The organism is Fannyhessea vaginae DSM 15829 (assembly GCF_000159235.2).
Lineage (GTDB): Bacteria > Actinomycetota > Coriobacteriia > Coriobacteriales > Atopobiaceae > Fannyhessea > Fannyhessea vaginae.
Genome location: NZ_ACGK02000004.1, coordinates 27,169 through 39,816, shown reverse-complemented (window position 1 = coordinate 39,816; position 12,648 = coordinate 27,169). Strand labels below are relative to the sequence as shown.

Sequence of the window (12,648 nt, the reverse complement as noted above, 5' to 3'; positions counted from 1 at the left end):
CTGTACTGCCCTCTATACCATAAGGAGGTAGAACGTCTATGATGCCTAAAGATGAAAAACAAGATTTCTCGCACGAAGGTGCAGCGGACGCATCTCAACAGATGCCTCACAGTCATCACGATATCCCATCTGCACATAAGTCGGATGATAAATCACCTGCTCAAGCTTGTAGTTCGTGTGATACTGCTGCGCACGGTACAGAACATTTAGATGCATGTGCCGATGAGGACGCTACCGTAGCTGCAGCTATTGCTGCAGGCGAAAAAGCCGCGCGTGAAGACATTAAGGCAGACTTTGACAAGCTTAAAAAAGAGCATGACGAGCTATCTGGACAATTAGAAGATTTACAAGACACACTTGACGCAAAGTCCAAAGAGGCAGCGGCGGCAAATCAAAAATTTATGCGCCTGCAAGCAGATTGGAATAATTACAGAAGACGTACGGCTCAGGAACGTCTGGACGAGCAAGCGCGCGCAGCCGAAAAACTGGTTCTAAGCCTTTTACCTGTTATTGATGACATGGAGCGCGCAGCTAATCATGCAGCTTCTTTGGATAACAAGGATGATAACTTTACACAGTTTTTGGATGGTATTTCTCAAGTTCACGATAAAATGCTTGCAATTTTGGCAAAAGAAGGCGTTGAGGTTATTGATCCTGCAGGTAAAGCCTTTGATCCTTTGATTCATCAAGCAGTGGGCAGACAAGAAAATAAAGATGTCTATGCCGATACAGTTGCCGATGTATATCAAAAGGGTTATCGCATGGGTGGAAAAGTAATCCGCAATGCTATGGTTACGGTGACGTTTGGAGGCCCTGCTCGTCCTGCAGATACTCAAGACGATGCAACGAGCTCAGACGGTGCTTCTGAACAAGCATAGTGTGCTCAACCTTTGAATTGTTGAAAGGAGGCGCTTGTCAAAATGGCGCAAAGAAGTTATTACGATATTTTAGGCGTATCAAAAAGCGCCACCGATCAAGATATTCGTCGGGCATTTCGTAAATTAGCAGCAAAATATCACCCCGATGCTGGCGGTGACGAAAAAAAATTTAAAGAGATCAGCGAGGCTTATACAACGCTTTCAGATAAAAACAAGCGTCGTGAGTATGATCAAATGTTGCAATTTGGTGGTATTGGCGGTTCGGGTTTTGGGTCCTACGCTTCTGGTGGGCGTGGCTCATCCTATACGTATGCAGCCAATATGGGCAACTGGAATGATGTTTTTACTAACATTCGTAATGGTAATGGTGCGTTTTCAGATTTTGATTTTTCAAGTATTTTTGGGAATGCCGCAGGTTCGCAAGGCTATACGCAACGCAGCACAAAGGGTAGAGATTTAACGTTGTCGCTTACCTTGAGTGCACAACAGGCATATAACGGTTGTACACAGCGTGTGCGCTTTACGATTCCATCCACTAAAGAAACTCAAACGTTAGAGGTAAAAGTTCCTGCTGGTGCTCAAAATGGCGGCAAGCTGCGGTATCGCGGTCGGGGAGAATATGGCATCGGTACCGGCGAACGTGGAGATCTTGTTATTACCACTTCTGTTTCGGATGATCCGCTTTTCCATCGCGATGGCGCAGATGTTCATATGGAGCTTCCTATTAGTATATATGAAGCTATATTAGGCGCTCATATAGACATTCCAACCCCTGATGGTGCCGAGCTTCGTCTTAAGATTCCTGCAGGTACACAAGACGGTAAGACATTTAGATTCAAAGACTTAGGCGCATGTGTGCCTAAGAAAAAAGGTGCACGTGGCTCGCTTTTTGTTAGTGTGCGTGTAAAAATTCCTACGTATCTTTCTGCAAAAGAGCGTGAAACTTTTGAGCGTTTGCGTGATAATGATATGCAAGACTACAGAAAGGACGTGCGTGAGCATGGAGACGCGTGGAAAAAGCGCTAAAGATAAGCCGTTATACATGATCAGTGTTGCAGCCGAACTTACTGGTATGCATCCGCAAACACTTCGTGTCTATGAACAAAAAGGTCTTGTAAATCCTGGTCGTTCGCGCGGAAATACGCGTTTGTATTCCGCTAACGACATAGAGCGCTTAAATCTTATCAGCAAACTCACCGATGAAGGTATTAATCTTGCAGGTGTGGTTCGTATTTTGGATATGCGTGAGCGCTCCGTTGCTCGTGATGAAGAAAACGATGCATTGCGCAAACGCATACGCGCGCTTGAGGATGAAGTCCACGAGCTGCGTATGCGCGAGCGTATAACCGCGCTTGCTCGCTATGATTCTAATAATCCCGAAACAATTATGCGTGGTTTATTATCTGGAGATACTCAAGACGCGTGATATAAACCATTTGGTGTGCGCGTAAGCTAAAGCTAGACTTTACTGTGTTCTATTCGCAGGTAGAACACGCCTTTTCCTTTTATTTTTTGCGTAATTTCTTACTTGTAGGATATGTGTAGACCTATAAATCTAATATGAATACACTTAGATAATGTATAAAGTAAGACTTAAAGGTAATACTTCTTAACAGAGATTGAGCCACGCGCTCAATCGTATAAAACAAATATTCGTAAATTTCATGAAAGAGGTGGTATGTATGCAGCTGTCTATGTGGTCCACTACAGCTCAGGAGTTGCTCCAACAGGCAATCGCCGCAGCTCAAACAGCACATGCATCGCAGGTGTTGCCGCTGCACGTTTTGGATGCGCTTCTTTCATCGCGTGAAAGAAATATATCTGCCATTATCGAAAAAATTGGCGGTGACGCCGGGGCTATCGAGCGCTCAGTGAAAGAGAAGCTTGCTAAGTTACCAGCAATAACAGGGCAAACTGTTCAAACTGAGCTAAGCAATCAGCTCATTGATGTGGCAAATAAAGCCGAGGCATATGCTCATAAACTTACTGATGATTACGTTACAACCGAGCATATTCTTTATGCGCTTGCGTCTACATCGGGTGATGCACAAAAAATCTTGCAAGACTTTGGCATTACTGCACAGCGCATTGCAAAAGTTTACGAAGAATTGCGCGGAAATGATCGCGTAACCTCTGCCGACAGTAAGCCTCAATTTCAGGCGCTTGAACAATACGGCAGAAACGTTTGTGCACTTGCTCGTGCTCACAAGCTTGACCCCGTTATTGGCCGTGTTGAAGAGATCCGTAGGACAATTCAGGTCCTTAGTCGTCGTACTAAAAATAATCCAGTCCTTATTGGCGAGCCTGGTGTTGGTAAAACAGCAATTGTAGAAGGGCTAGCCGAGCGTATTGTTGCAGGCGATGTTCCGTCAAGCATCAAAGATAAAGAGCTTATCGAGCTTGATATGAGCGCGCTTGTTGCTGGAGCTAAGTATCGCGGCGAATTTGAAGATCGTCTTAAAGCAGTGCTTAAAGAAGTAGAAAAATCTCAAGGCCGAATTATTTTGTTCATTGATGAGCTTCATACGATTGTAGGAGCAGGGGCAACAGATGGTGCAATGGATGCAGGCAATATTTTAAAGCCTGCACTTGCGCGCGGCGCGCTCCATGCAATAGGAGCTACAACGCTGGACGAATACCGTAAATATATCGAGAAAGACCAAGCCTTGGCGCGGCGTTTTCAAACGGTGCTGGTAAAAGAGCCTTCTGTTGAGGATACGGTATCTATTTTAAGAGGTCTTAAACAGGCTTATGAGCAACACCATCGTGTTCGTATTTGTGATGCTGCTCTGGTAAGTGCTGCAGATTTGTCTAATCGCTATATTAGTGAGCGCTTTTTACCTGATAAAGCAATAGATCTTGTTGACGAGGCAGCGTCTCGGCTTCGTATGGAGCTTGATTCGATGCCAGCAGATATAGATGCAAAGCAACGCGAGCTTACTCGCATGCAAATTGAGGAGCAGGCGCTTAAAAAAGAGGATGACGATGCTTCTAAGGAACGTTTGAGTGCGCTTCAAAAAGAAATTGCAGATGCGCGTGAAATTCTTACAACTGCACGTGCAAAATGGTATAACGAAAAACACGCAATTGATAAGGTTCAAGATCTTAAATCAAAGATTGAACACGCAAAACGTGATATGGAATATGCCGCACAGACATCGGATTTGGCTCGCGCATCCGAGCTGCGTTATGCAACAATACCCGAGCTTGAAAAGCGCTATCAAGAAGCCGAAGCCGCTTTGCATGACAAGCAGGAAAATGGCGGCTTGCTTAAAGAAGAAGTAACACCTGAGGAAATTGCCGCCGTTGTTTCTTCGTGGACAGGTATTCCTGTTGCAAAAATGATGCAAGGTGAAATGTCTAAATTGCGCGGTTTAGAAGCTGTACTGCATAAGCGTGTTATCGGACAAGACAAGGCTGTATCAGCTGTTGCGGCGGCTGTGCGCAGAAGTCGTGCAGGGCTTGCAGATCCCAATAAGCCATTGGGAAGCTTTTTCTTCCTCGGCCCTACTGGTGTAGGAAAAACCGAGCTTGCTAAAACGCTTGTCTCTACGCTCTTTGACGATGAACGTGCTTTAGTTCGTATTGATATGAGCGAATATATGGAGAAGTTCAGCGTCCAGCGCCTCATTGGCGCGCCTCCAGGATATGTAGGTTACGACGAGGGCGGGCAGCTCACCGAGGCTGTACGCAGGCATCCCTACTGTGTTATTTTGCTTGACGAAATGGAAAAAGCGCATCCTGATGTGTTTAACATTTTGTTGCAGTTGCTTGATGATGGGCGTCTAACAGATGGGCAAGGTCGTGTGGTGAGCTTTAAAAACTCAATCATTATTATGACTAGCAATGTTGGAAGTCAAATTATATCGCAAGCAACGCAGGCAGGTTCATCGCTTACATCTGAAGATGTTAAAAATCGTGTAACGCAGGCATTGCGCGACACGTTTAAGCCAGAGTTCCTTAACCGAATTGACGATATTGTTATGTTTGACTCTCTTAATGCTGCAGCTATCGAGAAAATTGTTGATCTTCAGCTTAAATCAGTCCGCGAGCGACTTGCGCGCGAGCGCATGAGCCTTGTCTTAACTGACGCGGCACATAAGCAACTGGCAACTCAGGGCTTTGATCCTGCGTACGGCGCGCGTCCCCTTAAGCGTCTTATTCAAACGCAAGTGGTAGATACTATTTCTACGCTTATTATTGATGGACGTGTTCATGAGGGAGATACGCTTGTGGTAGATGTAGATGCAGAGCACAATTTTATAGCTCATCCAAAAATGTCTGACGCTCATACAGACCCTGCGCGTGAGGCTTCAACACAAAAAGGGTCTTCTCGCCTTGCGCAGAATATATCTTCTCGTAGAGGAGACAGCACTATCAGAGCCGAACGTGAAGACGACGACGGCTATGACCCGTATTCTGACCGCGCACCTTCGCAAGAAAAACTTTTTGAGAAAAATCCTTGGGATTAGTGAGAAGTACTCTTAGCGAATGACGTTAGTGGATGATGTAAAAGAGAACGATAATAATTGCCACCACGATAAGCGCAGATAAAAACAAAAGTTTATTCATTCGTTGTTGTTGGATGCGCTGTTGTGGCTGGAAAATGGAACGCTTGTTGCGTGGAATTTCAAGATAGTGACCGTATTGAGATTTATTTAAGATCTCGGCATCCTTTCTTGAGATTCTGCGCTGACGGCGCTTAAGAGAAGAAGATTTTATAGTGCGAGAGTCAATGCCAGTAACGTCGAGATTATCAACTTCATCTTCCTGCAAGTCATTAATGGCTTCTTGTGTGTGATGTGGCTTGGTAGGACGTACATAAGGAGCAGGGCACTCGTCTTTGGTATTGTTGGTATAGGTAAAAGGATCTTCTACATAATCTGCAGTTGCGGCGCTGCGCTGCATAGGCTCCTTAGATTCACAAACGTCTTGGGTACTAGACATGTGTTTTTGTTGCGCACGATTGTCACTACCTGATATACCGTGTAAATCTTCTGTCATACAGCACCTCCGACAGCATTTGTTTTCTCACATTATTTATACCATAATACGCGCTTGAACGCGTAACTCTTTTAGGATTTTACATTTCAATACCTAACAATAGTAGACTTAGATTATATATGTGTAGCAATTATAAAAATATATATGAGGTTGTATAATATCTGTTAGTACGGGTACGTACCTATATGAACATAAGAGGTTGTATAACCTCATCGTTTTAAGGAGTGATTCATATGGCTACTTTGGTTCCTTACAATCGTTTAGAGACACTTCGTCGTGCATTTGATCCTTTTGGTGACTTCTTCCAGGAGCCTGTAGAACTTTCAAATTTGTCCGATGCTCATACGTTTAAGATGAATGTTGAAGATAAAGACACTTCCTATGAAGTTACTGCTGAGCTTGCTGGTGTAAAGCGCGAGGATATAGATGTCGAACTTAATGAAGGTCGTCTGTCGATAGCTGTAACTAAGCAAGAAAGCGAAGAGGATAAGCACAAGAATTATCTGTACAAAGAGACATCTTCATGGAGTGCTACGCGTGGTGTTTATCTAAAAGACGCAGCAACACAAGGATTAAGTGCTCGTTTAGCCAATGGCGTGCTTACCATTACGGTCCCTAAACAGCAAGAAAAAGCAAACGTTACTAAGGTTTCAATCGACTAGCTTATTCGCGTTTGGCAAGAGGTGTATGAGTGACGACCATATGCTTATACGTGCGGTATCACGTTGTGTGATATCGCACGTTTTGTTTGGCACTTTTTGTTTTACTGTGATGAACAGGCGTTGTTCATATAATACGGTTACAATATTTTTCTGCATACTATCGTCTTATGTATTTAGGTTGACATTGCACATGACATTGCACCTATAAGCAAACATACAAAGCGCAGTTTTGAGGAGGTATACGTGCCAAGCGTTCAGGCTCGTTTTGCTCATACAACATCTTCTAGGTCTCAAGTGGAAGGATCTTCATCTGCACCGGTGCTTTTGATGGTCTCTGGTGGAGCCGATTCGTCGGCATTAACCCTGTTAGCTGCAACATCGCAGCTTGATCTTGAGGATGGTCGAGGTTGTGCACCAATTGCAAAAGAGCGGCTGCACATTCTTCACGTAAATCACGGACTGCGCGGCGCATCCGCTCAAGCTGATGAGGAATTTGTACTAGAGCTTGCCTCTCATTTTGGCATTGTTTTTCATGTCGCACATGTAGATGTTGCCCGTCTTGCTGCACAAAAAACCTTGTCAGGCGAGAAAAATATAGAAAATGTTGGTCGTATGGTGCGATATAAAGTGGCCTTTGAATTGATAAAAAAACTGTGCCAGCAAACTCATACGCGCGTACAGGACGCCCGTATTCTCACTGCTCATACAGCAAGTGATCGGGTAGAAACATTCTTTTTGAATGCAACTAAGGGGTCGGCACTGTCTGGTTTGTGTTCAATTCCTCGCCGTCGATCAATTATTGTTCGTCCACTTTTGGACACAACGCATGAAGAGCTCTGCGATATGCTTACCCAACATGGTATGACCTGGTGCGAAGATCAAACCAATCACGATACGCATTATGCACGTGCATATATGCGCCACGTTATTGTTCCCAAGCTCAAGCAAAAAAATCCGCATTTGATTGAGCGAATTTGCTCAACTTGCGATATCTTGCGCGATGAAAACAACTATATGGATAACGTAGCGCGTCGTCATCTTGAGTCGCTTATAAGAAGAAAAACGGAAAGCGTATTAGTGCTTGATGCGCTTCGTTTAAGTTCAGAAGATGTGGCTCTCGCGCGCCGTATGGTGCGTCTTGCACTTATGCAGATGGCGTGTGATATTCGTCTTGATACTGCACACATTGAAGCTATTTTGCGCTGTGTTGCTGCTGGTATTGGCTCTTTAAGCCTTGCAAATTCTTTGTCTGTTCGTGTTGAACATGGCATGCTTTTTATTCGCTTAACCACGCATAAGGAGGCGCTTCGTCCTGCATGGATGCGTGTACCAGGTACGTTTTCGTGTACGCGCAATGCCGTGCCCTATACTTTAGCTGCGCGCGTGTACGCGTGTCCTGCTCATATGCAACCCGAAGATTTTGCGCAAAAGCTTTCGCAAAGAACACAAGGTACCCATATAGTATGTGATGCCGAAAAACTTGGATTTGCTCTGGATTCTCGCCCGTCTTTACAGGGAGCTATGTTGTGGGTAGACAGCGCACAGCCTGCAGATGTTATGTGTCCTTTTGGCATGAGCGGAAGATCCAAAAAAATTAGTGACCTCTTAAATGAGGCGCACATTCCCCTTGAGGAGCGACCTCTCATCCCTATTGTTCGCCAAGCTCCCGAAGGAAAAATCGTGTGGGTTGCAAGCATTCGCTCAGATGAGCGTTTTCGTTGTACACCTCGTACTACAGTGATGCTAGAATTAAGTTTTACTCCTGCAAAATAACATTGGAGGAGTATTGGTTTTAGGTGTTCATACTCTGTGAATATGTTCACGTGTAAAAAGTTAGGAGCTATATATCATGAGTGAGCTTCACCCCGATATCGAGCGCGTTATTTTAAGTGAAAACGATATTAAAGCAATCGTAAGCCGTTTAGGTGCCGAAATTTCTAAAGATTACGAGGGCAAAAATCCCCTGTTTATTGCCGTTTTGCGTGGAGCATTTATCTTTGCATCCGATTTGTTACGCGCTGTTACCATACCGTGTGCTATTGACTTTATGGCAGTGTCAAGCTATGGAGATGGGGTAAAAAGCTCAGGTGTTGTGAAAATCCTTAAAGACCTTGATACCAAAATTGAAGGTCGTGACATCATTATTGCTGAGGATATCCTAGACTCAGGTCTTACACTTAAATATCTCATCGAGCTGCTTCGTGCTCGCAAACCTGCTTCAATTCATGTTGCGGCGTTTTCAGTAAAAGATATCCCCAATCATAAACCGGCAATCGAACCACGTTACGTAGGCACACATGTTCCTGATTCCTTTATTGTGGGCTATGGCTTAGATTATGCCGAGCGTTACCGTAACTTACCCTATGTTGGTGTACTTAAGCCTCAAGTTTATTCACATTAAACGCTATAAGAACGTATAAGGAGTTTGTTCGTGTTGGAAAACAGACCAGATCAGAAAGAATCGCCTACACCTGCGCCTGAGCAAAATTCGCAGACAAAACCTTCTCAACAGCAGGCAATCAAACGTGCGGATGCTCATGACAACACTTTGCAACATAATGAGCCTGTCCAAACGCCTGAACGCGAGAATGCATCTCACCAAGAGGATACATCTCACCAAAGCCGTTTCAAAAACCTTAATTTAGATGATTTAAGTGTTGATGAGCTCAACGACATTATCGACGCGTTTTCTAAAAATAAGTCACCACGACGCAAGCGTATATGGATCATCTTTGCGTTGCTTTTAGCTGCGTGGCTTGCGTATTGTGCCTATAATGCCTTTTTTGCTTCACCTCAAGATACCCTTACAACTAATCAGTTTGTTGAAGCGGTTAATCAAGAACAGATCACCAAGGTTGTTTATAAAACTCAAGATAGCAGCATTACAGGCGTTTATACTAATTCCAATGACACTTCGCGTCATTTTAAGACCTATTACATAGGGCACGATAGCCTACAAAAGCTCATGCAAGACCATCCAACAATTGCGTTTAGCATTGACACTTCTGATGATTCCATGATTAAAACAGTGATCTCGGCAATTGTGCCAACGGTTTTGATCGTTGCCGCGCTGTTCTTCCTTATGAATTCGATTTCCGATCAAAACGGACGCGCTCTGTCGTTTGGTAAAGCTCGCGCTCGTGTTGGAGAAAAAAGTCGCCCCAAAACAACTTTTAAAGATGTTGCAGGTATTGATGAAGCTGTTGAAGAGCTTAAAGAAGTGCGCGACTTTCTTAAAGATCCTAAGCGCTATAAAAAATTAGGTGCCAAAATACCGCGTGGCGTGTTGTTAGTGGGAGCGCCAGGAACGGGCAAAACGTTGCTTGCAAAGGCAGTAGCAGGAGAGGCAGGAGTGCCGTTCTTCTCTATTTCGGGTTCAGATTTTGTTGAAATGTTTGTTGGCGTAGGCGCTTCTCGTGTTCGCGACCTCTTTAAGCAGGCAAAACATGCAGCTCCTTCCATTATTTTTATCGACGAAATAGATGCAGTTGGCCGTCAGCGTGGAGCTGGAGTTGGCGGTGGTCATGATGAGCGCGAACAAACGCTTAATCAGTTGCTGGTAGAAATGGATGGTTTTGCAGAGAGTGACGCAGTTATTCTTATTGCCGCAACCAATCGACCCGATATTTTGGATCCAGCACTTTTGCGCCCTGGTCGTTTTGATCGACGTGTTCAAGTTGATCCTCCCGATATCAAAGGCAGAAAAACCATTCTTGAGGTTCATGCTCAAAATAAACCACTTGCACCCGATGTGCGGCTTGGGGCACTTGCAAAACTAACGCCTGGATTTACGGGCGCCGATTTGGCCAATCTTTTGAATGAAGCAGCGCTTCTTACAGCGCGTCGTCATAAGCAGATAATTGGTATGAACGAAATAGAAGAGGCTATGGAGCGCGTGATAGCTGGTCCAGAAAAGAAGGGTCGCGTTATGACCGAAGAGGAAAGACGCACCATTGCCTACCACGAAAGTGGACATGCTCTTGTGGGCCATATTCTTAAACACGCCGATCCTGTACATAAAATTTCAATTATTAGTCGTGGCTCTGCGCTTGGCTATACGCTTCAATTGCCCGAGCAAGATAAAGTGCTTGAAACTAAAAATGCTATGTTAGATCAGTTAGCAGTTATGCTGGGTGGCAGAACTTCCGAAGAGCTGTTTTGCGGAGATATCACCACCGGTGCAAGCAACGATCTTGAAAAGGCTACTAAACTTGCGCGCAAGATGGTTATGCGCTATGGCATGAGCGATGAGCTTGGTGCTCAGGTGTACGGCGAGGCACAACATGAGGTATTTTTAGGTCGCGACTATGCCCATGGTTCTAATTATTCTGCCGAAACGTCTAAGCGCATTGATGATGAAGTTGAGCGCATGATGCGTCGTGCGCACGAACGCGCTGAACAAGTTTTAGCTTCGCGTAAAGAATTGGTACGGACGATGGTTGACGTGCTGCTTGCGCGCGAAACGGTTGAAGGTGAGGCCGTTCAAGCTTTGCTCGATGGTAAGTGGGAACACTATCTTCAAAATCACCCTGAATATATGGAGAACGACATAGACCAAAACGCGGACACAAGTGTACGTGCTTAACCGCGCATGCTATATGTTATGTACGTATAACTTGTAGTTCATAACACTTTTGTGCCTATGTGCTTGAGACGCCGTAATGCTTTGCTGCTTGCGGCGTTTTTTGTAGTATGATTACCATATCTGCAACGCATACATACCGCAGATTAACAACGAGCGAGGAATCATATGGATATTAACCAAACATGTTATCAAGCGGGCTCTTCAAAATCATCTATTCGCGAGCTTGCAGCATTTGCTCAAAAGAGAAAAGCAGAAATAGGAAACGAGAACGTTTTTGATTTCTCAATTGGCAATCCAAGTGTTTCGGCTCCTGCATCGGTCAAGGCTTCTATTCTTAAAAATCTTGAGCTGCCTTCATTAAACCTGCATGGGTATACACCAGCTTCGGGATTGTATGAGGCTCGCCATGCCGTTGCGTGCGCGCTTAATCAAAAATATCATACCGATTACCATCCAGACGATCTTTATCTTACCTGTGGTGCTGCCGCATCAGTATCTATTGCGTTGCATGCGGTTGTTTGCTCAGGTGATGAAGTTATTGTTATTGCTCCTTTTTTCCCTGAATATAGTGTATGGATTGACGCTTGCGGTGCTCGTGAAGTTATAGTTTTAGCCAATCAGCACACCTTTGATATTGATTTTGAGGCACTTTCTGCTGCGATTTCTCCTAAAACTAAAGCAATTATTATCGACTCGCCCAACAATCCTGTAGGCGTTATTTATCCAAAAGAAACGCTTGCTCGTCTTAATGAGCTTATAAAAAACGCTATGAACACGTTTGGTCATCCTCTTTATGTCATTTCTGATGAACCTTATCGCGAACTGAGCTATGGGACATGTGTTCCTTGGGTTCCCGATTATATCCAAACATCTATAGTGTGCTATTCGTATTCAAAATCACTATCTTTACCTGGTGAGCGTATTGGATGGGTTTTGGTGCCTTCGTCTAACCCATATCACGACAAACTTATCCCATCTGTAGCTGGAGCAGGTAGGCGTTTGGGCTTTGTGTGTGCTCCAGCACTATTTCAGCGAGTTCTTATCGATTGCGCGCAAGAACCTGCACCAGTTGAGGCGTATAACACCAATAGGTGCGAGCTCATGCATATTCTAGATGATCTGGGTTATTGCTATATTAAGCCGCAGGGTGCTTTCTATCTGTGGATGCGTGCGCTCGAAGATGATGCCGAACATTTTTCCCTTGTGGCGCGCACGTTTGAGCTTATGCTTGTTCCCTCAAATAGTTTTGGTTGCAAGGGATGGGTTCGTATTGGTTATTGCGCTGATCTAGACACCATTAAGCGCTCACGAAAAGCTTTTGAGCTTCTCAAGCACGCCTATGACAATGAGCACTAACAAGCGTGTTTATGCTGGTTAACGACATGCGCCTGTGCAGACACATGCCACTTTAGTCTACGGGTCTCAAAGGGTTGCATAGCTGCATAAAGCATTGCGTACCGCTTAAGCGCTTCATACACCGCATACCGAAATTCATCGTTTGAGCTTTCAAATTTTGTTA

10 protein-coding genes are annotated in these 12,648 nt (G+C 44.6%); 9 read left to right on the top strand and 1 reads right to left on the bottom strand.

Annotated elements, in window-relative coordinates:
- Positions 1–38 precede the first annotated feature (38 nt).
- The 4 genes from HMPREF0091_RS05425 (at position 39) to clpB (ending at position 5,350) form a co-directional block, all read left to right on the top strand.
- Positions 39–878 carry a nucleotide exchange factor GrpE gene (locus tag HMPREF0091_RS05425; RefSeq protein WP_006303308.1) on the top strand — a complete coding sequence of 280 codons (840 nt, stop codon included), beginning with the start codon at positions 39–41 and terminating at the stop codon, positions 876–878.
- A gap of 42 nt (positions 879–920) precedes the next feature.
- Positions 921–1,904, top strand: a complete 984-nt coding sequence (locus tag HMPREF0091_RS05420) for a DnaJ C-terminal domain-containing protein (RefSeq protein ID WP_006303306.1) — start codon at positions 921–923, stop codon at positions 1,902–1,904.
- Positions 1,879–2,304 (top strand): heat shock protein transcriptional repressor HspR, encoded by a 426-nt coding sequence (locus HMPREF0091_RS05415; protein WP_006303304.1) that lies wholly within the window; start codon positions 1,879–1,881, stop codon positions 2,302–2,304. The genes HMPREF0091_RS05420 and HMPREF0091_RS05415 overlap by 26 nt, the downstream gene beginning before the upstream one ends.
- A 256-nt stretch (positions 2,305–2,560) precedes the next feature.
- Positions 2,561–5,350: an ATP-dependent chaperone ClpB gene (gene clpB / locus HMPREF0091_RS05410; RefSeq protein WP_035434649.1), complete on the top strand. Its 2,790-nt coding sequence runs from the start codon at positions 2,561–2,563 to the stop codon at positions 5,348–5,350.
- 25 nt (positions 5,351–5,375) lie between these two features.
- On the opposite strand, the gene HMPREF0091_RS05405 is transcribed toward clpB, so the two are convergent.
- Positions 5,376–5,882, bottom strand: coding sequence for a hypothetical protein (locus HMPREF0091_RS05405; protein WP_006303302.1), 507 nt, complete (start codon positions 5,880–5,882; stop codon positions 5,376–5,378).
- Between the two features lie 233 nt (positions 5,883–6,115).
- Between HMPREF0091_RS05405 and HMPREF0091_RS05400 the strand changes: the two genes are divergently transcribed.
- From HMPREF0091_RS05400 to HMPREF0091_RS05380, 5 genes are all read left to right on the top strand, one after another.
- The gene (locus HMPREF0091_RS05400; RefSeq protein WP_006303301.1) at positions 6,116–6,544 is read left to right on the top strand and encodes an Hsp20/alpha crystallin family protein; all 429 of its coding nucleotides are present in this window, start codon (positions 6,116–6,118) and stop codon (positions 6,542–6,544) included.
- A gap of 243 nt (positions 6,545–6,787) precedes the next feature.
- Positions 6,788–8,317 (top strand): tRNA lysidine(34) synthetase TilS, encoded by a 1,530-nt coding sequence (gene tilS / locus HMPREF0091_RS05395; protein ID WP_006303300.1) that lies wholly within the window; start codon positions 6,788–6,790, stop codon positions 8,315–8,317.
- Between the two features lie 76 nt (positions 8,318–8,393).
- Positions 8,394–8,945 carry a hypoxanthine phosphoribosyltransferase gene (gene hpt, locus HMPREF0091_RS05390; protein ID WP_006303299.1) on the top strand — a complete coding sequence of 184 codons (552 nt, stop codon included), beginning with the start codon at positions 8,394–8,396 and terminating at the stop codon, positions 8,943–8,945.
- A 30-nt stretch (positions 8,946–8,975) separates the two neighbouring features.
- Complete coding sequence (gene ftsH, locus HMPREF0091_RS05385; RefSeq protein ID WP_006303298.1) at positions 8,976–11,129, top strand: ATP-dependent zinc metalloprotease FtsH; 2,154 nt, start codon at positions 8,976–8,978, stop codon at positions 11,127–11,129.
- A 165-nt stretch (positions 11,130–11,294) separates the two neighbouring features.
- Complete coding sequence (locus HMPREF0091_RS05380) at positions 11,295–12,485, top strand: pyridoxal phosphate-dependent aminotransferase (protein WP_006303297.1); 1,191 nt, start codon at positions 11,295–11,297, stop codon at positions 12,483–12,485.
- The last annotated feature ends 163 nt before the right edge of the window (positions 12,486–12,648 follow it).